Source organism: Rhodovulum sulfidophilum DSM 1374, from assembly GCF_001633165.1.
Lineage (GTDB): Bacteria > Pseudomonadota > Alphaproteobacteria > Rhodobacterales > Rhodobacteraceae > Rhodovulum > Rhodovulum sulfidophilum.
In genome coordinates, this window is the sequence record NZ_CP015418.1 from 3,272,491 (window position 1) to 3,294,506 (window position 22,016).

Below are 22,016 nucleotides of genomic sequence, written 5' to 3' on the forward strand. Positions count from 1 at the left end.
TCGTCTCCGCCGTTTTCGGTCTTGCGGCGAGACGCCTAGAGGCTCCGGCAACTGGAAGCTCAAGTCACGAGCGCGTGCGCAGGCGCTTCAAACCGTCGGAGAACCGGCCCGGAACCCGCTTCAGGCCGTCTTCAGCACCGCCGGGCGGTCGCCCCGCGCCCAGTCGGCGACGGCCTTGCCGAAGGCCTCGAACAGCGGCCGCGAGACCGGGTCGCGTGCGGCGCGGTATTCGGGATGCCACTGCACCGCCAGCGCAAAGCCCGGCGCGTCGGCAACATGGATCGCCTCGGGCGTGCCGTCGGGCGCCACCCCCTCGATCACGATCCTGGGCCCCGGCCGCTTGATGCCCTGCCCGTGCAGGGTGTTGGTCATCACCTCGGTCGCGCCGAGAATGCGATGGAACAGGCCGCCTTCGGTCAGCGTCACCATGTGGCGCAGGGCGAATTTCTCGTCGAGCGTCCCGTCGGGCGGCATCCGATGGTTGATGCGCCCCGGCAGGTCGCGGATTTCGGGATGAAGCGTGCCGCCCATCGCGACATTGACCTCCTGAAAGCCGCGGCAGATCGCGAAGAAGGGCTGACCGCGTTCGACCAGCGCCCGGATCAGCGGCAAGGCGATGGCGTCGCGCGCCCGGTCGAAGGCGCCATGCGCCTCGGTCTCGGCCTCGCCATATTCCTCGGGATGGACGTTGGGCCGCCCGCCGGTGAACAGGAAGCCATCGAAACACTCGACCAGCTCGGGCACGCTGACAAAGCGCGGATCGGCCGGGATCAGAAGCGGCAGCGCCCCCGCCACCTCGGCCACCGCCTCGGAATTCATCGTGCCACCGGCATGGGCGGGGTATTCGTCGTTGATCAGAAAGCTGTTGCCGATGATGCCGACCCTGGGGCGCGCCATGGGATCCTCGTTTGCCTGTTCCGCGCGACGATATAGCGCTTTTGCCAAAGGGTGAAGGGCCGCGCCCCGGCGCCGCACGCGCGATGTCTGGGCGCGTGACGGGAGCGAACAGGCGGCAAACGCAGGTTTTGCGGCCCCTCCGCCCGTTTTCCGGGGCATGACGCGCCCGGGCTTCCCCGCTCCGGCCGGGAGCCGCACAGCCCCTGTGCGCCCGCCAATCTCACAGATCGAAGGCCAGTTGCCGCGAATCCTGCCGCCGCGCGGCCGGGCTTGCGGACCGAGAGCCCGTCGGCCGGCAGCGACCGGGCGCGACCAGCGGATGCGGATAGCGGCGCCCCAATCGCCGCGCCGCTGCCGGGCAGGTCCAGGGCGCATGCAGCGCGTCGGGCGGCAGATCAGCCAGCTCGGGCAGCCATCTGCGCAGGAATACCCCCTCGGGATCGGCCGCGCGCGCCCAGCGCAGCGGATCGACGCGCCGCGCCGCCGCCGCGCGGAACTGAGCCCCGTGCAGGCGCGGATCGTGATCGGCCGAGAGCCGCGCCAGGACCCGACAGCAGGCGCCCGGATCGAGCCCGAGTTGACCGCAGCCGACCGCGGCCAGAAGCCCGCGCCGCCCGGCATCGAGCATGCCGTCATGGATCAGCGCGCGCATCGCGGCATCGACCGCGGGCAGCCCGGTCTCGCCACGCGCCCAGGCCGCCAGTCGCGCATCGGCCGCAGGGTTCGGGGGCGCGGCCACAGGCTCGGGATCGGCGGCCGGGACCCGCTGAAACCGGGCGCGCCGGGCCAGCCAGGAAGCGAGGCGGCGCGCGCCCGGCTCTTCGGGCGCAAGGCGGGCCGCCCGCGCCGCCTCACCCGCCGACAGCGCGCCCCAGGCCAGATGCGCCGACAGCGCGGCATCGGGATCGGCGCCCGCCAGTGCCGCGGCCAGGGCCCGCTCGGCCTCGGACCGGCCACCGCGCGGCCGGCCCGGGCAGGGATCGAAGCCGAGCCCCAGATCGCGCGCTTCAGGGATCGGTCCCGGCTCCAGTCCGGGCGGCGTGGTCAGCTCGCCGAGCGGCGGAGCCGGGCGCCGGGGCGCGGCCACGGGCCTCCAGGGCAGGCCGCGCCGCCGCGCCCAGTCCTCGGCTGGCGGCTGGGCGCCCAACGCCAGCCCGCGCGCGACGGGCCAGCGCGCGGCAAGCCGGTCCAGCACCTCGGCCGGTGGCCCGATCTCGACCTGCAGCGCCGCGCCCCGCGCCGCGAGCGCGGCCGAAAGCGAGGCCAGCCCCTCGGCCACCACCCGCCATTGCCGCGCAGAGGCCTCGGGCGCCGACCAGACCGCCGGATCGACGATGAAAACCGGCAGGACCGCACCGCCTTCCGCGCCCGCCTCCTGGCCCGCGCGGGACAGCGCCGGATGGTCTTCCACCCGCAGATCGCGCCCGAAGCTGAGAATCGTCACGCCCATGGCAGGAACATAAATCGAACATCGCTACTCCCGCCAAGGGCATCTTGCGCTTGGGCCTCAGGGGTATAGGTCAGGGAGGTGCCCAGTGGAGAGACAGATGACAGACGCCACGCCGCAACCCGTTTTCCTGAAAGACTACACCCCCTTCGGTTTCCTGGTGGACCGGGTCGAGCTGACCTTCCGCCTGGCCCCGACAGAGACCCGGGTGCGCGCGAGGATCGCCTTCCGCCCCAATCCGGCCGCGACCGACCGCCGGTTCTTCCTGCATGGCGAGGAGCTGGCGCTGATCTCGGCGGCGATCGACGGCCACCCCGTCACCCCCGAGATCACTCCCACGGGGCTGAGCTGCGAGGTGCCCGACGCGCCGTTCCTCTGGGACTGCGAAGTCGAGATCGCACCGAAAGAAAACACAGCGCTTGAAGGGCTTTACATGTCGAACGGCATGTATTGCACGCAATGCGAGGCGGAAGGTTTCAGGAAGATCACGTTCTACCCGGACCGCCCCGATGTGATGGCGCCGTTCCGGGTCCGCATCGAAAGCGACCTGCCGGTCCTCTTGTCGAACGGCAATCCGGTGGCCCGGGGCACGGGCTTTGCCGAATGGGACGATCCCTGGCCGAAACCGAGCTATCTTTTCGCGCTGGTCGCGGGCGAGCTGGTCGCGACATCGGAACGCTACACCACCTCGGAAGGTCGCGAGGTCGATCTCAACATCTGGGTCCGCCCCGCCGATCAGGGCAAGGCCGATTACGCGCTCGACAGCCTGATCCGCTCGATGCGCTGGGACGAAGAGGTCTATGGCCGGGCCTATGACCTCGACGTGTTCAACATCGTCGCGGTCGACGATTTCAACATGGGCGCGATGGAGAACAAGGGGCTGAACATCTTCAACTCGCGCTATGTTCTGGCCAGCCCCGAGACCGCGACCGACCGCGATTACGAGAATATCGAGCGGATCATCGCGCATGAATATTTCCACAACTGGACCGGCGACCGGATCACCTGCCGCGACTGGTTCCAGCTGTCGCTGAAAGAGGGGCTGACGGTCTTCCGCGACTCGCAATTCTCGGCCGACATGCGGTCCGCCGCAGTCAAGCGGATCGAGGATGTGATGACGCTGCGCGCGCGCCAGTTCCGCGAGGATAACGGCCCGCTGGCGCATCCGGTGCGCCCCGAAAGCTATACCGAGATCAACAATTTCTACACCGCGACCGTCTATGAGAAGGGCGCCGAGCTGATCGGCATGCTGCGCCGCCTGGTCGGTCCCGAGGGGTACAGGAAGGCGCTCGATCTCTATTTCAGCCGCCATGACGGGCAGGCCTGCACCATCGAGGACTGGCTGCAGGTCTTCGAGGATGCCACGGGCCGCGACCTGACCGGGTTCAAGCGCTGGTATTCGCAGGCCGGCACGCCCCGGGTGAAGGTCACGGAAGACTTCAAGAACGGCACCTACACCCTTCATCTGGAACAGGAAACACCCCCCACACCGGGGCAGGTAGAGAAGGCGCCGCAGGTCATTCCGCTGGCGCTGGGGCTGTTGTCGCCCAATGGCGACGAGGTGCTGCCGACGACGGTGATCGAGCTGACCGAGGCGCGGCAGGAGGCCGTGTTCGAGGGGCTCGGGGCAAAACCCGTGCCCTCGCTCTTGCGCGGCTTCTCGGCGCCGGTGATCCTCGAGCGTGACAGCTCGTCCGAGGAACGGGCCTTCCTGCTGGCCCATGACACCGATCCGTTCAACAAATGGGAAGCCGGGCGGTCGCTCGCCCGCGAGATCCTGATCGAGATGGTGACAGAGGGCGCGGCCCCCGCGCCGGCCTGGCTCGAGGCGCTGGCATCTGTCGCGCGCGACGAGGCGCTCGACCCGGCCTTCCGGGCGCTGGCGCTGCGCCTGCCGGGCGAGGACGAACTGGCCGAGGCGCTGGCCGGGCGCGGCACCGTGCCCGACCCGCTGGCGATCCATGCCGCGCGCGAAACCGCCCGGAGCGCCATCGCCCGCCATCTCGAACCGCTCTGGCCCGGGCTCTACAGGCAGATGACCTGCCCCGGCCCCTACAGCCCGGGGGCTGCCGATGCCGGGCGGCGCGCGCTGAGGCTGGTGGCGCTTGGCTACATCGCGCGGCTCGATGGCGGCGCGCAGGCACGGGCGCATTTCGCGGCGGCCGACAACATGACCGACGAGATCGGCGCGCTGAGCGTGCTGGTGGAAACCGGCGGCGCGGAAGAGGCGCTCGACCGCTTTGCCCGGCGCTGGGGCGATGACCGTCTGGTGATGGACAAGTGGTTCGGGTTGCAGGCGAGCCTTGCTGCGCCCGAGCGCGCGGTCGCGGTGACCCGCGCGCTGACCGAGCATCCCGATTTCACCTGGAAGAACCCCAACCGCTTCCGGGCGGTGATCGGCGGGCTGACCGCCAATGCGGCGGGCTTCCACGACCCCTCGGGCGCGGGCTACGATCTGCTGGCCGACTGGCTGATCCGGCTCGATGGCGTGAACCCGCAGACCGCGGCGCGGATGTCGACCGCCTTCGAGACCTGGGCGCGCTACGATGCCGGGCGCCGGGCAAAATCGAAGGCGGCGATGGAACGGATTGCCGCCCGCGAGGGTTTGAGCCCGGACATGGGCGAAATGATCGGGCGTCTGCTGGCGGCCGGGCAGAGCGCCGACTGAGCCGATGCGAGGGAATGCGATAGGCTTTGACCGGGGCCGGTCGAATCGGCTCTGGTGTCACGGAAATGTTGTTGGGGTGTGGTGACAAGGCGCATGAAAGAACGAATCGATCCGCTCATCGAGGAACGCGCGCCCTGGCTTTTCGCCGACCATCCCTGGAGCGTACCGTCCCGGCGCGTGCTGAACGGTCTGCTGGGATATGACCGGACCGTGGCGCTGGGCGAGGTGCTGCAGGATCATCCCTCTCCCGTGATCATGGACGAGATGGCGCGGCTTCTGGCCCGGGACGTGCGCGGGACCGGGATCGAGAACATCCCGGCCACGGGCCCCGCGATGATCGTGGCGAACCACCCGACCGGCATCGCCGACGGGGTGATGCTCTGGAGCCTCCTACGTCAGCGGCGGCCCGATCTCTTCTTCTACGCCAACCGGGACATCCTCAGGGTGCTGCCGCAGATGGAAGAGATCATCGCCCCGGTCGAGTGGCGCGAGGAGAAGCGCAGCCATGCCAAGACCCGCGAGACCATGGCCTATACCCGCGCCGCCATCGAGAAGGGACGGCTGGCGGTGATCTTCCCCGCCGGACGGCTGGCCAAGCGGCGCGGGCTGTCGCTGCATGAACGGCCTTGGATGGCCTCGGCGGCGATGATCGCGCGCAAGTTCGATCTGCCGGTGATCCCGGTCAATATCCGGTCGCGGAACTCGGTGCTGTTCTACCTGTTCGACCTGCTTCATCCGACGCTGCGCGACATCACGCTGTTCCACGAGACCCTGAACAAGAACCGCCAGCCCTACCGGATGACGGTCGGCCGCCCGATCCCGCCGGGGGCTCTGCCGGTGCGTTCGGAGGAAGGGATCGAGATGCTGCGCGCCGCGACCCTGGCGCTGGGCGGCCGCTATGCGCCGCGGGTGAGCCTGCTGCAGAATTCGCGCAAGCCGAGCTGGATCAAGTCGACAGCCCTGGGCTGATGCCGCGGCGCCTTCTGCGGGTCCTGCATGGCGGCGCCCGGGCGAAGGGGGCCGCGCCGCAGGCTCCCGGGGCCCGGGGAGCCCCCCTGCCCGACGATACCCCCTTCGGCGAGGATCTCGCCCGCCGGGCGGTCGCGTTCCTGGAAGCCACCTCTGCGGTCTGGGGCGAGGCCGCCATCGTGCGGACGCATCGCGACTATACCGGGCACGGGCTGTTTCACGACCGGGCGGCGGGGCGGTTCTTCCTGTCGCGCTCGCTCGACGGCTGGCCCTGCGCGCCGGCATACCTGTCCTTCGCGGATGCTGCCGGGTTCCGGCGCTGGCTGGCCGCCCAGAGCGATGCCAGCCTGTCGGGACAGGTCCCCTCCGACATCCCGGGTTTCGAGCGCGACCCCGGCAATCAGCGCATCACCCGCAGCTTCGTCGAGGACTACCTTCGTCGGCACAGAAACGGCGGCGCATCCGGCCGGCAAGGCAGTTAGCAAGCCCCGGACGCCCGCTCAGAGCGTGGCGTTGGTCGCCCCGCCATCCAGGAGGATGTTCTGGCCGACGATGAACCCGGCCTGACGCGAGCACAGGAACGCACAGGCCGCGCCGAATTCCCCGGGCGTGCCGTAGCGCCGGGCCGGGATCGTGGCCTCGCGCCGGGTCCGGGCCTCGGCCAGCGCAATCCCCTCGGCCTCGGCCACGCCGCGATCGAGCGCGACCGCCCGGTCGGTGGCGTGGATGCCGGGCAGAAGGTTGTTGATGGTCACGCCATGCGGCGCCACCTGACGCGCGGTGCCCGCGACATAGCCGGTCAGCCCGGCGCGGGCGGAATTCGACAGCCCCAGCACCGGGATCGGCGCCTTCACCGACTGGCTGGTGATGTTGACGACCCGCCCCCAGCCGCGCTCGATCATCCCCGGCAGCAGCGCCTTCATCAGCGCAATGGGCGTCAGCATGTTGGCGTCGAGCGCCGCGATGAAATCATCGCGTTCCCAGTCCGACCACAGGCCCGGCGGCGGACCGCCGGCATTGGTGACGAGGATATCGACCTGCCCCGCGGCCTCCAGCACCGTCGCGCGGCCCTCTTCCGAGACGATATCGGCGGCGACCGGCGTGACCGCAACGCCATGAGCGCGGCGGATCTCCTCGGACGTGGCCAGAAGCGCCTCGGCGCCGCGGGCATTGATGACGAGATCGACACCGGCTTCGGCCAAAGCCTCGGCACAACCCCGCCCCAACCCTTTCGACGCGGCGCAGACCAGCGCCCGTTTGCCCGCAAGACCAAGATCCATGAAAGCCTCCCTGTCGCGTTTCCCCTCCGGCTTACCAGCCCGCCGGAGGGGACGGAAGTCATGCCATCGGGGCCGCGCCTCATCCCCGGGAGGTCAGCGCCGCCAGCAGCGGGGTCCATTGCGCCCGAAGCGGCGCATAGGCGCGCTGCGGCCGGTCGAACACCGTCAGCCCCTGCTCGGCAAGATCGCCATAGGCCACACGGTCCGAGATTTCCGCCACCGGCGCCTGCCCGACCCGCTCGGCCATGTCCCGGATCCAGGCCGCGTCGCGCCCGCGCGCCCGGACCCGGTTCGCCACCAGATCGACCTCGACCTTGCCTTTCCGGATGCGCTTGAACTCGGCGATCTCGCTCAGGAACCGCCGGGTCGCCTCGGCATCGAAGACAGAAGGAAGCACCGGCACCACCACCGCGCGCGCCTCGTCCACCAGCCCGGCCGCGGCCGCATCCGGCAGCGCCCCCGGCGCATCGACGATCAGCCAGCCGATCCCCTTGCCCGGCTTTCCGGCCCCGCGACCGCCCGACCAGTCGAGGCCGCGGATCGCCGAGGCCGCCGCGGGCCGCCGCCGGAGCCAGCGAAGCGCCGATTTCTGCGGGTCGGCATCGGCCAGCGCCACCTTCCAGCCGCCATCGGCCAGAGCCGCGGCCAGCGTGACCGCAATCGTCGTCTTGCCGCAGCCGCCCTTGGGATTGGCGATCAGGACCGTCTTCATTCTTCCCCACCCTCTGCCCGGGGCCGGTTCCGCCCGAGGCCTTCTTTAACCAATCATGACATTCGCTATGCAATGTATATACATACTAACAATATGTCGCCCTTGAAAGCCCCCCTCCGCGCCCCGACCTTGACCGGATATATCCGAGGGAGACCGACATGACCGCCACGTTCCTGGTAGCAACCGATCTCAGCCCCCGTGCCGACCGCGCCGTGAACCGGGCCTTTCGCCTGGCAAGCTGGACAGGGGCCGACATCCTTCTGGCCGCAGTGATCGACAGCGACCTGCCCGAGGACGTGGCCCGTCCGCTGGCCGAAGCCGCCGAGACCCGGCTTGCCCGCTTCGCCGCCTCGATCCCGCATTCGGCCGAGGTCCGGCACGACACCCGCATCCTGACCGGCGATCCGAGCGCCGCGATCCCGCTTCTGGCCGAGGAGATCGACGCCGCGCTGATCGTGCTGGGCCTGCATCGCGACCGGCCCTTCCTCGACCTGATCCGCGAAACCACGATGGAGCGGATCGTCCGCCATGCCGCGCGCCCGGTCCTGCTGGTCCGCGATCCGGTCGATCACGACTATGCCGCGCTGCTGGCCGCGCTCGACTTCGCCCCGGCCTCGACCGCCGCCGTCAAGATCGCGGCAGATCTCGCGCCCGAGGCCACGATCCATGGCGTGCATGCGCTGCACATCCCCTATCGCGGCTTCGTCGCGCCGCATGGCAGCTCGATCGCCATCGCCCCGTTCCGGCGCAGCGCCGAGATGCGCCTGGCCGAATGGCGCAGCGATGCCGACCTGCCCGAAAGGCTGGCCGAGATCGACATCGTCGAGGGCGCGGCCCATGTCGTGCTGAACCGCGAGATCGAGGACCATGCCCCCGACCTTCTGGTCTTGGGCGCCCATGGCCGCGCGGGCGACGCGCCCTCGATCCTGGGCTCGCTGGCCAATGACCTGATGCGCCACCCGCCCTGCGACCTGTTGATCGCGCGCTAGCGCTCGCTTTACGCCTCGGCGGGGCCGATCTAGGCTCCGCCCGGACGGAGGAGACGGGCCATGGGCAATCCCCTACATCTGTACTGGCTGCTGGAAGGCGTCGCGGCGTGGAACGCACGGCGGAAGCGGGAGCGCGATGCGTTCATTCCGGATCTGTCCGGGATGGATATCCGGGCGGCGTTCGAGAGTTCTAGGAAGCTTGAAGAGGGCCGCATTCCGCTTTTGCGAGCGGACCTCAGGGGGGCGGACCTCGGGGAGGCGGACCTCAGGGTGGCGGACCTCAGGGAGGCGAGCCTCGTGGGGGCGAACCTCAGGGAGGCGAACCTCGGGGCGGCGGACATCTGGGGGGCGAACCTCGGGGAGGCAGACCTCTGGAGGGCGAACCTCTGGGGGACGAACCTCTGGAGGGCGAACCTCTGGGGGGCGAACCTCAGGGGGGCGGACCTCAGGGAGGCGAACCTCGGGGGGGCGAACCTCAGGAGGGCGAACCTCAGGGAGGCGAACCTCAGGGGGGCGAACCTCGGGGGGGCGGACCTCGGGGGGGCGGATCTCGAGGGGGCGAACCTCGGGGAGGCGGATGTTCGAATCGTATCCTCGGGCGTGGGTATAAAAGATGTCGGCACGCCCGAGTATACGAATTTGTCGCAGACCCGGGCGCTGACACAAGCTCAGCTCGACACCATGGAAGGCGATACCGGAACGATCCTGCCCGACGGCCTGCATCATCCGGCGCATTGGCCCGATCCGGAACCGCCGGGGCCTCACAGCCACGGCGTTAAAGGGGACGACAGTTCTGCCGCCGCATCCAGTTCGCCCTCGATCCGGGCCAAGGTTCAAGAACGCCCGGTTGCCGAACTCAGACATGCGCTACAGGCCAGCTACCCCGAGACAGCAGTCCTTGCCGAGTATATCGCCGGACAGATTCAGAACGAGATCGCGGCACACCGCATGACCGCCATCCCCAACGACGCCGAGGCCCTTTCAGACTACAATGCCAAGCTCAACTTCCTGAACGAAACGCTGATCGCGGTTCAAAGGCTGCATGAGGCCATTCCGGTCGCAGAGCCCGACCAGAAAGTGACGCCCGAAGAGGCCAGGCGGATCAAGGAAATCCTGATCGACATCGCCGGGAAGATCGACCTCGCGGTCCGGTATCTAGACAACGACACCGGCACCTATGGCAACTTCTGGAAGATCGGGCTCATCGGCGCCTGCTCGGGCCTGTTTGGCTGCTTCGGCATCCCGGTCAATCTGGGCGCCCCGATTGCGGCTGGTGTGATCGGCGCCTCGACCATCCGCCTGATCGTGGAAGGGCGCCGCGGCCCCTGAACGCCGCACCGATGGCGATTGCGCGGGCTCCGCGCCTGACCTATATCCGCGGCCATGCTGGATGCCCCGTCGAACCGCCCCGCCCTGCCGCCGGAAATTGCCCGGAGGCGCACCTTTGCCATCATCTCGCACCCCGATGCGGGCAAGACCACGCTGACCGAGAAGTTCCTGCTTTACGGTGGCGCGATCCAGATGGCCGGGCAGGTGCGCGCCAAGGGCGAGGCGCGGCGGACGCGCTCGGACTTCATGAAGATGGAGCAGGACCGCGGCATTTCCGTCTCGGCCTCGGCGATGTCCTTCGACTATGAACGCTTCCGCTTCAATCTGGTCGACACGCCTGGTCACAGCGACTTTTCCGAGGACACCTACCGCACCCTGACCGCGGTCGATGCCGCGGTGATGGTGATTGACGGCGCCAAGGGGGTGGAAAGCCAGACCCGCAAGCTGTTCGAGGTCTGCCGGCTGCGCGATCTGCCGATCCTGACCTTCTGCAACAAGATGGACCGCGAAAGCCGCGACACCTTCGAGATCATCGACGAGATCCAGGAGATGCTGGCGATCCATGTCACGCCCGCCTCCTGGCCGATCGGGGTCGGGCGCGAGTTTCTGGGCTGCTACGACATGCTCAGGAACCGGCTCGAGCTGATGGACCGGGCTGACCGCAACAAGGTGGCCGAGTCGATCAAGATCGAGGGGCTCGACGATCCGAAACTGGCCGAGCATGTGCCCCAGGATCTGCGCGAGAAGCTGATCGAGGAGGTCGAGATGGCGAAGGAGCTTCTGCCCGCGCTCGACCCGCAGGCGGTGCTGGAAGGCCAGATGACGCCGATCTGGTTCGGCTCGGCGATCAACTCGTTCGGCGTCAAGGAGCTGATGGACGGCATCGCCAATTATGGCCCCGAGCCGCAGATCCAGCCGGCCGAGTCGCGCCAGATCGCGCCCGAGGAACCCAAGGTCGCGGGCTTCGTGTTCAAGGTGCAGGCCAACATGGACCCCAAGCACCGCGACCGGGTAGCCTTCGTGCGGCTGGCCTCGGGGCATTTCCAGCGGGGCATGAAGCTGACCCATGTGCGCTCGAAGAAACCGATCACGGTGTCGAGCCCGGTGCTGTTCCTGGCCGCCGACCGCGAACTGGCCGAGGAGGCCTGGGCGGGCGACATCATCGGCATCCCGAACCACGGACAGTTGCGCATCGGCGACACGCTGACCGAGGGCGAGGCGCTGAAGGTCACGGGCATTCCTTCCTTCGCGCCGGAGCTGCTGAAGAACTGCCGGGCGGGCGATCCGATGAAGGCCAAGCATCTCGACAAGGCCCTGATGCAATTCGCCGAGGAGGGCGCGGCCAAGGTCTTCAAGCCGATGGTGGGCTCGGGCTTCATCGTCGGCGTCGTCGGCGCGCTGCAATTCGAGGTGCTGGCCAGCCGGATCGAGCTGGAATACGGCCTGCCGGTGCGCTTCGAGCCCTCGCAATTCACCTCGGCCCGCTGGGTCCATGGCGAGAAGGCCGACGTGGACGGCTTCGTTCAGAAGAACAAGCAGCACATGGCCACCGACAATGACGGCGACGTGGTCTACATGACGCGGCTGCAATGGGACATCGACCGCGTGCTGCGCGACCATCCCGAACTGACGCTGTCCGCGACCAAGGAAATGCAGACCGGCTGATTTCGGAATGGCGGGCGGCAGGGTGCGCCCGCCTTTGCCTTTGCGGCGACCCGGAGCGCTTCCGCCCGGACCGCGCGCGCGTCAGGCGACGGCCTTGTCAGGCCCGGTTCCGGCATCGCGCATGGTCGCCTGGATGAAGGCGATGCTCTCGGCAAGCTTCTCTGCCTCCCAGGCATTCAGTCCGACCGGAAGCTGTTTCACGATCCCTTCGCGGCCCAGCAGGCAGGGCATGCTCAGCGCCACGTCGCCGTCATGGCCGTACTGCCCGCGCAGGGTGGTGCAGGCAGGAAAGACGCTGCGTTCGTCGAGCAGAACGGCGCGCGCCATCGTCACCGCCGACTGGGCGACGCCCGCATTGGTCCAGCCCTTGCCGTTGAAGACGTCATAGGCGGCGCTGATCACCCGGGCCTTGACCGTCTCGGGGGAACGGATGTCGCCCAGGGCCTCGAAATGGCGGTCGAGCTCGGCGAAGGGGATGCCCGCGACATTGACATGGCTGAGGACCGGGAAGGCGGTGCTGCCATGTTCGCCCATCATGAAGCCGGTGACCGATTTCGGGTCGATCCCATAGGCATCGGCGACGACCTTGCGCAGCCGTGCCGAGTCGAGCATCGTCCCGGTTCCGAAGACCCGCCCGCGCGGATAGCCGAACTCGTTCTCGGCGATGTAGACCATGGTGTCGAGCGGGTTGGTGATCAGGATGACGATGGCCTCGGTCGTGTGCTTGACGATGCCCGCCATCACCTCGCGGATCACCTTGCAATTGGTGGTGGTCAGCAGGGTACGGTCGGGCTCGGCTTTGGGGTTTTCGGGGTCGCGAATGACACTGGGCCCCGCGGCCACGACGATCACATCGGCGTCGGCACATTGCTCATAGCCGCCCGAGGTGACCTTGATATTGCTCATGTAGGGCAGAGCCGTCGCCTGCGCCTGGTCAAGCGCCTCGCCGAAGGCGACGTTCCCCAGAATGTCGATGACCCCGATCTCGGCAAAGAGGCCGATCTTCATGGCATCGGCCAGGACATAGGACCCGACATGCCCTGCCCCGACGACCACGAGCTTGTTGGTATGCATTCTCTTCTCCTTGCATCTTCCAGACGGCCGCCGGACAGCCCCGCTGGAGGCAGAAACGTCCGAGGGCCGCTCTCGCACCGGGCCGGGGCGGACGGAGGCTGCGTGGCATCGGTCAGGCCGCTGGCCGCAGGGGGCCTCGGCGCCGGAGCCCGCACGGGAGCTGTCCGGAGCTAAATCAGGTTTGGGCAGCGGCCGAAATGGAAAAGACAACAGGCGGATAATGCCGCCACCTCTTCTGCCGGAGATAAGAACGGCGCGAGGGGCCCCCCGCGCCGTCCTTTTGTCAATGTGAGGCGGAAGCCGTCACTGCGCCGAGAGAAGCTCGGGCACCTCCAGCAGGATCACCTCGTTATCGGCCGCGGCATCCAGCTTGCGGCCCGAGGAGAAGGGCAGGTTGTTGTCATTGGCGACCAGGATATGGGTGTCGTCCACCCGCATCACATCCTCGATGGTGAAGAAGGGGAAGGTGAACCGACCCGACAGATCGCGCGCCGCGTCGGTTTGAAGACGCGCCACCCCGTCGGGATCGGCGATATCCATCAGGTCGATATGACCGATCCGGCGGACATAGCCCTCGGCATCGACATCCGAGGTGTCGATCAGCACGATCCACTTGTGCATCGCGGGTTCCGGGAAGCAGTCGGGCGCCGCCTCGCCGTCGCATTTCAGGCTGGGATCGCCCTCGCCATTGTCGCGCTCGATCACCAGCGCATGGGTGTCGTCGATGAAGTTGAAATCGCCGATCGCCGTCGCAGCCTCGTCGAGCGCGAACCGGAACATCTCGCCGGTCCATTCCTTCGCAGCCGTGTCGAAGGCCATCACCCGCAGGAAGTCGCCCTCGGTCTTGCCGTCATCGCCGAGGATCGGCTTTTCCAGCATCGCCCAGAGCGTGCCGGTGCCGGGCTGAAGCGCCATGCCCTCGTAGCCGCCCGAGCGCTGCGACTTCCAGTCGCGGCCGGGCAGCGAGGTCGCCGAGACGGCCGGGTTGTCGGGGCCGCGCAGCTCCTTGCCATCGGCCATCGTCGGGTAGACGCCCAGCACCACGCCGTCGAGCGAGACATTCAGCAGATAGGGACCGAATTCCTCGCCGATCCAGAGCGAGCCGTCGACCAGCTGGATGCTTTCCAGATCGAAATCGGCGCCGGTCAGATAGCGGCCCTCGCTGCCCTCATAGGCGATGCGGAAGGGCACCTTGAAACCGGGGTCGCGCAGGAAGACGGTTTCCTTGACGTCCACCTTGCCGGTCCCGAAATCGGGCAGGATGCGGTGGAAGAACAGCATCGCATCGGGGCTGTTGGCCTTCGAGCCGAAGCCGTTATCGGTCAGCGCATAGACCGAGCCATCCTCGGCACGCGCCATCGCGAAGCCCGAAAAGCCCTGCAGCGGCTGACCGATGAACGGCAGCGCGATGCCGGTCTCGCGATGCCCGTGCAGCCCGCCGGTATCGCCCATCGCCGACATCGGCACCATGTTCCGGGCGCCCCCGGTGAACTTGCCCGAAATCCAGGCATCGCGCGGCGCATCGGCGGGCGGCGCGACCATGGTCATCGCCGGCAGGACGGCGTGGCCTGCAAGTTTCGCCGGAAAGACGTCTTCGGCGAAGGCCGGCGCCGCCAGGGTCAAGGCGGCTGCGGAAAGCAGGAACATGCTGTTTTTCATGGGGGAGTCCCGAATGGATGTTACAGTCGCCGCTGCCCTACCCTTGCCTTGTGACAGCCATGAATCCAGCCGGTGTAAGTTCTATGAAACCACGTCCGAATGTCGCGGCCCCTTGATTTCCGGCAGCGCGCCGCGACATCCTCGACACGGCAGCCTGCCGCGATATCCATGAAAGATCGCGGCCTTGCAGCAATCAACAGGGGACAGCCAGGACATCCCGGAATGACGCGCGCCCCTTTCTTCCTCCTGCCGACCTGCCGATGAATTCCCAAGACGACTGGATCATTTCGAGCCTGCTGGAGGACCTGGCGGCGCTGGCGCTGGCCAATGACCGGATCAGCATCGCGGATCTCGTCGAGGCCCTGGGCGCGCGCGGCTTCGGGCCGCTGCTGGTGATGCTGTCGGCCTTCCTGATCCTGCCGGTCGGAATGCTTCCCGGCCTGCCCGGGGTTGTGGCGATCTTCATGATTCTGATCGGCGGGCGGATGATGACCGGCGAGACCACGCTCTGGCTGCCCGCAAGGCTGCGGCGCGTGCATATCTCGGGCCATGTGCTGGCGGTGTCGGTCGCCCGCGCCCAGCCCGCCGCGCTCTGGCTGCGGCCACTGCTGACACCGCGGCTGGTCGCGCTGATCGAGGGCCGGATCGCGACCCGGCTGATCGCGCTGATCCTGATCGGAACGGGCGTGCTGATCTTCCTGCTGGGCTTCATCCCGGGCCTGCCCTTCGTGCTGTCGCTGCATGTGCTGATGCTGGGGCTCGCGCTCTCGACCCGGGACGGGCTGGTCGCCGCCCTGGCCTATGCGCTCATGGGCCCCGAGATCATCTTCATATGGCGTGTCTTCACCTGAGCTGCCGCACCATTGCGGGCATCGCCTGCCCTTCACCTTGACGAAAGCGCCGGTTTCCTCTATCGAGCCGCGAAATAGGATCTGACCGGCAATACGGCCGGTCTAGGCCGCGTGCGACAGGTGCGGCCATGATGCCGCAACTGAGCCAAGGACTTACATGACAACTTTTGCCGAACTGGGGCTCGACCCCAAGGTTCTATCCGCCGTCTCCGACGCAGGCTACACCGCGCCGACCCCGATCCAGGCCGGGGCCATTCCGCCCGCGCTCGAAGGCCGCGACGTTCTGGGCATCGCCCAGACCGGCACCGGCAAGACCGCCAGCTTCGTGCTGCCGATGATCACCCTGCTCGGCCGCGGCCGTGCCCGGGCCCGGATGCCGCGCAGCCTGGTGCTGGCACCGACCCGCGAGCTTGCCGCGCAATGCGCCGAGAATTTCGATATCTACGCCAAGAAGACCAAGCTGACCAAGGCGCTGTTGATCGGCGGCGTCAGCTTCAAGGAACAGGACGCGCTGATCGACAAGGGCGTCGACGTCCTGATCGCGACGCCCGGCCGCCTGCTCGACCATTTCGAGCGCGGCAAGCTGCTTTTGACCGGCGTCCAGATCATGGTGGTGGACGAGGCCGACCGGATGCTCGACATGGGCTTCATCCCCGATATCGAGCGCATCTTCCAGCTGACCCCCTTCACCCGGCAAACGCTGTTCTTCTCGGCCACCATGGCCCCCGAGATCGAGCGCGTGACCAACACCTTCCTGTCGGCCCCGGCCAAGATCGAGGTCGCCCGCCGCGCCAGCGCCGCCGAGAACATCGAGCAGGCGGTGATCTGCTACACCGCCTCGCGCAAGGACCGGCAGGCCAAGGAAAAGCGCGAATTGCTGCGGGCCCTGATCGAACGCGAGGGCGAGGGCTGCAAGAACGCCATCATCTTCTGCAACCGCAAGACCGAGGTTGACATCGTCGCCAAGTCGCTCAAGGCCCATGGCTATGACGCGGCGCCGATCCATGGCGATCTCGACCAGTCGCAGCGGACCCGGACGCTGGAATCCTTCCGCGATGGCAAGCTGCGCTTCCTGATCGCCTCGGATGTGGCCGCGCGCGGCCTCGACGTGCCCGCGGTGAGCCATGTCTTTAACTATGACGTGCCCTCTCATGCCGAGGATTACGTACACCGGATCGGCCGGACCGGCCGTGCCGGCCGCGATGGCAAGGCGCTGACGATCTGCGTCCCCTATGACGAGAAATGGCTGACCGCGATCGAGGATCTGGTCGAGAAGAAGATCCCGCGCGTCGAGAGCCCGCTCAAGAGCGGCGGCGAGGATCGGGGCAACCGCTCGCGCCGCAACAAGCGCCATGAGGGCGATGCCGAGGCCGCAGCCGCCCCGGAAGTCCAGGCCGCCCCGGCCAGTCCGGAACGCAGCGAGGAACCGCGCGAGAGCGCCCGGCCGCCGCGGAACGAGCGTCGCCCCGAACGGTCGGAACGGACCGAGCGTAGCGAAAGCCAGGACCGCAACAAGCCGCAGACCCGTCACCAGAGCCCGCGCCGCAGCGGCGGCCGCGGCCATCGCGACGAGCCGGTGGTGGGGATGGGCGATCACATGCCGGCTTTCCTGCTGCGCTCGTTCAAGCCCCGGACCGAGGCCGAACCGGCTACGGCCGATGAACCGGTGGAACAGGACGCCGAATGACGTCCTGACGGACATCGCCGCGCCGACAGGCGCGGCGGACCCGGACACGAAAAAAGGCGCCGCGCAGGCGCCTTTTTGATGTGCGGGAAACGGAAAGGGGCGCCCTAGCGGCGCCCTCCCCGCCTCAGGCGCTGAGCCGGCTGATCACCACGACCACCTCGGGCTTCTTGCCGATCTCACCCTGGGCGGTCTGGCGCACGATCCTGCGCATCGCTTCCTCGAGCTTGTCGTCATCGGCCAGGGTCTTGTCATCGGCCCGGCGCAGGAACTGGTCGAGATCCTCTTCGATCACCTCCGACAGCGCCGCGCGCGACCGCCCGGTCTCGGGCAGGCCGCTGAGATCGACCCAGGGCTCGCCCAGCGGTTCATCCTCCTCGTCGAGGATCGCGGTCACGACCACGAGCCCCCTCAGCGCCATCCGGATACGGTCGCGCACGATCCCGTCCAGCGCACCGATCTGCACCGCCCCGTCGAGATAGGTCCGGCCGGTCTCGATGAACTCGGCCGGTTGCGGCCGTTCGCCGGTCAGGTCGAGCATGGTCCCGTTGACCGCCACCACGGCCGGCAGGCCGTTCTCGGCGGCCAGCTTGACATGTTCGCGCAGGTGACGGTGTTCGCCATGCATCGGCACCACCATATCGGGCTTCATCAGAGTATGGATGCGCGACAGGTCCGGCCGGTTGGCATGCCCCGAGACATGGTAGAGATCGGTATCGTCCGACACCACATCCACGCCCATCTCGGACAGCGCGTTGATGATGCGGATCACCTCGCGCTCGTTTCCGGGAATGGTCTTCGACGAGAACAGGAACAGATCGCCCGCCGCCAGCGTCAGGCCCATATACTTGCCACGCGAAAGCTGGGCCGAGGCCGCGCGCCGTTCGCCCTGGCTGCCGGTCACGATCAGCATCACCTTGTCGCGGGGAAGATCGGAGGCCTCCTCGGGGCTGACGACCTTGGGAAAATCGGTCAGCACGCCGCTTTCGATACCCGCCTCGACCATCCGGCGCATCGCCCGGCCCAGCAGGCAGACCGACCGGCCCGCATCGCGCCCGGCCTCGGCCAGCGTCTTCAGCCGCGCGATGTTCGAGGCGAAGGTGGTGGCCACCACCATGCCCTCGGCGCGCTCGACCAGCTGGCGGATCGCCGGCCCCACCGTGGTTTCCGAGCGGCCCGGATTGGGCGAGAAGACATTGGTGGAATCGCAGGTCAGGACCTTGACCCCCTCGGCCGCGACCTCGCCCCAGAGAACGGGGTCGAACGGGTCGCCGACGATGGGCGTGCGGTCGAGCTTGAAATCGCCGGTATGGACGATCCGCCCGACCGGCGTGTCGATCACCAGCCCCGAGCTTTCCGGAATCGAATGCGAGACCGGCAGATAGGACACCTGGAACGGGCCCGCCTCGATCCGGTTTGGCCAGGGCTCGACGAAACGCACGGTTTCGGGGTCCTGGCCCTGATCCTCCATCTTCAGCCGGGCGAGGGTACCGGTGAAGGGCCGGGCATAGACCGGGGCCTTGAGCCGCGGCCAGAGATGGCCCAAAGCGCCGACATGGTCCTCATGGGCATGGGTGATGAAGATCGCCTCGAGCCGGTCGCGACGTTCCTCGAGCCAGGCCATGTCGGCGAAGATCAGATCGACGCCGGGGCTCGTCTCCATGTTGGGAAAGGTCACGCCCAGGTCGACGAGGATCAGACGCTCCTTCCCCGGAGCGCCATAGCCGTAGACATAGGCGTTCATGCCGATTTCCCCGGCGCCGCCGAGAGGAAGGTAGATCAGTCTGTTCTTGCTCATGTCGCCCCGTTTTCCTTGTTATAGGCGTGGATCACTGTCAGCCCGTGCATGGTCAGATCGTCCTCGATCCGGTCGAACAGGACATCGCCCTGCGCGAAGAGCGGCGCAAGCCCCCCGGTGCCGATAATCCGCATCGGCCGGTCGTATTCGGCCCGGATCCGGCCGCAGATCTCGCGCACCAGCCCGATATAGCCCCAGAAGACGCCCGATTGCATGCAGGTGATGGTGTTGGTTCCGATCACCCGCGTCGGCTGGGTCACGTCCACATGCGGCAGCGCCGCGGCCGCCATGTGCAGCGCCTCGAGGCTGAGATTGACCCCGGGCGCGATCACGCCGCCGACATAGGCGCCGTCATGGGCGACCACGTCGAAGGTGGTCGCTGTCCCGAAATCGACCAGGATCAGATCGCCGCCATGCCGGTCGAAGGCGCCGGCCGTATTGACCAGCCGGTCGGGGCCGACATTGGTGCCCAGATCGACCCGCGCCTCATGCGGCAGCAGGCATTCGGGCTTGCCCACCACCAGCGGCCGCAGCCCGAAGAACCGGTCGGTGAAGACCCGCAGATTGAACACCACCCGCGGCACCGTCGACGAGATGATCACATCCGCGATCTCGGGCTCGATGCCGTAGCGGTCGAGCAGGGTCGAGAACCAGACGTAATACTGATCGGCGGTGCGCGTGTGTTCGGTGGCGGTGCGCAGCGTGCAGAGAAACCGCGTGCCGTCCCAGAGCGAGAAGACCGTATTGGTATTGCCGCAATCGATGCAGAGAAGCATGGGGATCCCCCCGGTCAGAAGAACACGTCCGCAGCGGCAATCGCACGTCGGCCGCCCGGCGTCTCTATGACAAGCTGACCGTCCTCGTCCACCGTCAGGAACCGCCCCGAGACTTCCTCGGCGCCCATGCGCGCGGTGATGGTATCGCCAAGACGCGCCGCCCGCTCAAGCCAGGCCGATCGCAGCGGCCCGAAGCCGTTCTCGCGGAAGAACCGGTCCTGATGGTCGAAATGCTCGGCGAAGAAGGCGAGGAATTCAAGCGGATCGACGGGCTCTCCGATCTCTTCGGCCAGGGTCGCGGGCATCAGGGCGCGGGGCTCGATCATCGCCGCCTCGGGCAAGGCGTTGAGATTGACCCCGAGCCCGATCGCCAGCCGCCCGACCCCGGTCATCGTGCCCTCGGATTCAAGCAGGATGCCGGCCAGCTTGCCGCCGTTCAGCAACACGTCATTGGGCCATTTCAGCGTGATCGCGTCGCGGTCGTCGAGATAGGCCAGGCAGGTGGCGTAAAGCGCGAAGGAGGTCACGAAGGAATAAAGCGCCGCGGTCGCGGGCGGACATCCCGGCGCGAAGACAAGCGTCGCCGCCAGATTGCCCCCCGGGGCCCCCCAGGCCCGGCCCCGACGGCCGACGCCCGCCGTCTGACGGCGGGCGACGATCCAGGTCGGGCGGTCGAGGTCGCGCCGTCGGCGCGCCTCGGCCATGGTGCTGTCGACCTCATCGAGCAGGATCAGGTCATGTCCGGCCGGCCAGTGCCAGCCCTCGCCCTCAGTTGACAAGGGTCTGGGCCGCAGCGAGCGCAAGCCCCTCGACGCCGAACAGGTTCACGACGCCGAGGATCATCGCGAAGGAGGCGACCATCATGATGCCCCACAATACCGGCGGCATCGACCCGTCCAGCCTGCGGTCGCCCTCTTCGCCGAAATACATGTAGAAGACGATGCGCAGGTAGTAGAAGGCCGAGATAACCGAGGCGATCACGCCCGCCACCGCCAGCCAGACATAGCCCGCATCGACCGCCGCCCTGATGACGTAGAACTTGCCGAAGAAGCCCACGAAGGGCGGCACGCCCGCGAGGCTGAACATCAGCATCATCAGCGCCAGCGCCTTCAGCGGCTCGGAGGAGGCATACATGTTCAGGCTGCGGATGTCGGTGACCGGCTGGCCGTCCTTCTCCATGCCCATGATGAAGGCGAAGGTGCCGATGCTCATGGTGACATAGATCGCCATGTAGACCAGCATCGCCTGCACGCCGAGCGCGGTGCCCGCAACCAGCCCCATCAGCGCAAAGCCCATATGCGCGATCGAGGAATAGGCCATCAGCCGCTTGAAGTTGCGCTGGCCGATCCCGGCAAAGGCGCCGAGGAACATCGACAGCAGCGCCAGCACCGCCAGCACCTGCCCCCAGTCGCCGGTGACCGTGCCGAAGGCGTCGAACAGCACCCGCGCGAACAGCGCGATGGCGGCCATCTTCGGCGCCGTCGCAAAGAAGGCGGTCACCGGCGTCGGCGCGCCCTCGTAGACGTCCGGCGTCCACATGTGGAAGGGCACCGCCGAGATCTTGAAGGCCAGCCCGGTGATCATGAAGACCAGCCCGAACAGAAGCCCGACGCCGATCTGGCCGTCGCCGATCGAGGCGAGGATGCCCGAGAACAGCGTGGTCCCGGCATAGCCGTAGGTCAGCGAGGCGCCGTAAAGCAGAAGCCCCGAGGACAGCGCGCCCAGCACGAAGTATTTCAGCCCCGCCTCGGTCGAGCGGACATTGTCGCGCCGGATCGCGGCGACGACGTAAAGCGCCAGCGACTGCAGCTCGAGCCCCATGTAGAGCATCATCAGATCGCCCGCCGAGACCATCAGCATCATGCCGACGACACCCAGCGTGATCAGTACCGGGAATTCGAACAGCAGCGTCTTCTGGCGCCGCATGTAGTCCTGGCTCATCAGCATCACGAGTGCAGCAGAGGCCAGCACCACCACCTTGGCAAAGCGCGCGAAGCCGTCATCGATCAGCGCGCCGCCGAAGGCGGTTTCGGTCGGCCCGGCGGTCACGCCGATCCAGACCGCCAGCGCCAGCATCAGCGCCGAGGTGGTCCAGACCAGCACAGGTGCCGCCCTGTCCTTGCCGGTATAGACGGCCCCGACCAGTGCCAGCATCGCGTAGACCGAAAGGATGATTTCCGGCAGGACGACGGAAAGATCGTCAGAGATCATCTCGTTC

Annotated in this window: 18 protein-coding genes; 8 read left to right on the forward strand and 10 right to left on the reverse strand. The window is 67.7% G+C overall.

The window, feature by feature from the left end:
* Positions 1-120 precede the first annotated feature (120 nt).
* Together A6W98_RS15345 and A6W98_RS15350 are read right to left on the reverse strand one after the other, a co-directional pair.
* A complete protein-coding gene (locus tag A6W98_RS15345) occupies positions 121-897 on the reverse strand; it encodes a gamma-glutamyl-gamma-aminobutyrate hydrolase family protein (protein WP_042462878.1) in 777 nt (258 codons plus the stop codon).
* 220 nt (positions 898-1,117) lie between these two features.
* Positions 1,118-2,347 (reverse strand): FAD-binding domain-containing protein, encoded by a 1,230-nt coding sequence (locus A6W98_RS15350; protein WP_052678089.1) that lies wholly within the window; start codon positions 2,345-2,347, stop codon positions 1,118-1,120.
* A gap of 97 nt (positions 2,348-2,444) precedes the next feature.
* On the opposite strand from A6W98_RS15350, the gene pepN reads away from it, so the two are divergent.
* From pepN to A6W98_RS15365, 3 genes are all read left to right on the forward strand, one after another.
* Positions 2,445-5,012, forward strand: a complete 2,568-nt coding sequence (gene pepN, locus A6W98_RS15355) for an aminopeptidase N (protein ID WP_042462881.1) — start codon at positions 2,445-2,447, stop codon at positions 5,010-5,012.
* 93 nt (positions 5,013-5,105) lie between these two features.
* Positions 5,106-5,981 (forward strand): lysophospholipid acyltransferase family protein, encoded by an 876-nt coding sequence (locus A6W98_RS15360; RefSeq protein ID WP_143540902.1) that lies wholly within the window; start codon positions 5,106-5,108, stop codon positions 5,979-5,981.
* Positions 5,981-6,463, forward strand: coding sequence for a hypothetical protein (locus A6W98_RS15365; protein ID WP_042462884.1), 483 nt, complete (start codon positions 5,981-5,983; stop codon positions 6,461-6,463). Before A6W98_RS15360 ends, A6W98_RS15365 begins: the two co-directional genes overlap by 1 nt.
* Before the next feature lie 18 nt (positions 6,464-6,481).
* On the opposite strand, the gene A6W98_RS15370 is transcribed toward A6W98_RS15365, so the two are convergent.
* Positions 6,482-7,261, reverse strand: a complete 780-nt coding sequence (locus tag A6W98_RS15370; RefSeq protein ID WP_042462888.1) for an SDR family oxidoreductase — start codon at positions 7,259-7,261, stop codon at positions 6,482-6,484.
* Positions 7,262-7,340: 79 nt separating this feature from the next.
* Positions 7,341-7,973 carry a ParA family protein gene (locus A6W98_RS15375; RefSeq protein WP_042462891.1) on the reverse strand — a complete coding sequence of 211 codons (633 nt, stop codon included), beginning with the start codon at positions 7,971-7,973 and terminating at the stop codon, positions 7,341-7,343.
* A 158-nt stretch (positions 7,974-8,131) separates the two neighbouring features.
* On the opposite strand from A6W98_RS15375, the gene A6W98_RS15380 reads away from it, so the two are divergent.
* Genes A6W98_RS15380 through A6W98_RS15390 form a run of 3 tightly spaced genes read left to right on the forward strand, consistent with a single transcriptional unit; the run spans position 8,132 to position 11,956 of the window.
* Positions 8,132-8,962 carry a universal stress protein gene (locus A6W98_RS15380; RefSeq protein WP_042462894.1) on the forward strand — a complete coding sequence of 277 codons (831 nt, stop codon included), beginning with the start codon at positions 8,132-8,134 and terminating at the stop codon, positions 8,960-8,962.
* A gap of 60 nt (positions 8,963-9,022) precedes the next feature.
* Positions 9,023-10,291: a pentapeptide repeat-containing protein gene (locus tag A6W98_RS15385; RefSeq protein WP_052678090.1), complete on the forward strand. Its 1,269-nt coding sequence runs from the start codon at positions 9,023-9,025 to the stop codon at positions 10,289-10,291.
* A 54-nt stretch (positions 10,292-10,345) separates the two neighbouring features.
* Positions 10,346-11,956 carry a peptide chain release factor 3 gene (locus A6W98_RS15390; RefSeq protein ID WP_042462897.1) on the forward strand — a complete coding sequence of 537 codons (1,611 nt, stop codon included), beginning with the start codon at positions 10,346-10,348 and terminating at the stop codon, positions 11,954-11,956.
* A gap of 81 nt (positions 11,957-12,037) precedes the next feature.
* Here the strand turns inward: A6W98_RS15390 and A6W98_RS15395 are convergent, their stop codons facing one another.
* A complete protein-coding gene (locus tag A6W98_RS15395; protein ID WP_042462900.1) occupies positions 12,038-13,030 on the reverse strand; it encodes a lactate/malate family dehydrogenase in 993 nt (330 codons plus the stop codon).
* Between the two features lie 303 nt (positions 13,031-13,333).
* Complete coding sequence (locus A6W98_RS15400; RefSeq protein ID WP_042462903.1) at positions 13,334-14,689, reverse strand: esterase-like activity of phytase family protein; 1,356 nt, start codon at positions 14,687-14,689, stop codon at positions 13,334-13,336.
* 260 nt (positions 14,690-14,949) lie between these two features.
* On the opposite strand from A6W98_RS15400, the gene A6W98_RS15405 reads away from it, so the two are divergent.
* The gene (locus A6W98_RS15405) at positions 14,950-15,540 is read left to right on the forward strand and encodes an exopolysaccharide biosynthesis protein (protein ID WP_042462906.1); all 591 of its coding nucleotides are present in this window, start codon (positions 14,950-14,952) and stop codon (positions 15,538-15,540) included.
* A gap of 157 nt (positions 15,541-15,697) precedes the next feature.
* On the forward strand, positions 15,698-17,227 hold the full coding sequence (locus tag A6W98_RS15410) for a DEAD/DEAH box helicase (RefSeq protein WP_042462909.1): 1,530 nt from the start codon (positions 15,698-15,700) through the stop codon (positions 17,225-17,227).
* Between the two features lie 124 nt (positions 17,228-17,351).
* Here A6W98_RS15410 and A6W98_RS15415 read toward each other — a convergent pair whose 3' ends face one another.
* From A6W98_RS15415 to nuoN, 4 genes are read right to left on the reverse strand one after another with little or no spacing between them, the layout of a single operon-like run.
* Complete coding sequence (locus A6W98_RS15415; RefSeq protein ID WP_042462911.1) at positions 17,352-19,022, reverse strand: ribonuclease J; 1,671 nt, start codon at positions 19,020-19,022, stop codon at positions 17,352-17,354.
* Positions 19,019-19,798, reverse strand: a complete 780-nt coding sequence (locus tag A6W98_RS15420) for a type III pantothenate kinase (RefSeq protein WP_042462914.1) — start codon at positions 19,796-19,798, stop codon at positions 19,019-19,021. The genes A6W98_RS15415 and A6W98_RS15420 overlap by 4 nt, the downstream gene beginning before the upstream one ends.
* 14 nt (positions 19,799-19,812) lie before the next feature.
* A complete protein-coding gene (locus tag A6W98_RS15425; protein ID WP_042462916.1) occupies positions 19,813-20,577 on the reverse strand; it encodes a biotin--[acetyl-CoA-carboxylase] ligase in 765 nt (254 codons plus the stop codon).
* Positions 20,567-22,009 carry an NADH-quinone oxidoreductase subunit NuoN gene (gene nuoN / locus A6W98_RS15430; protein WP_042462918.1) on the reverse strand — a complete coding sequence of 481 codons (1,443 nt, stop codon included), beginning with the start codon at positions 22,007-22,009 and terminating at the stop codon, positions 20,567-20,569. The genes A6W98_RS15425 and nuoN overlap by 11 nt, the downstream gene beginning before the upstream one ends.
* Between the last annotated feature and the right edge of the window lie 7 nt (positions 22,010-22,016).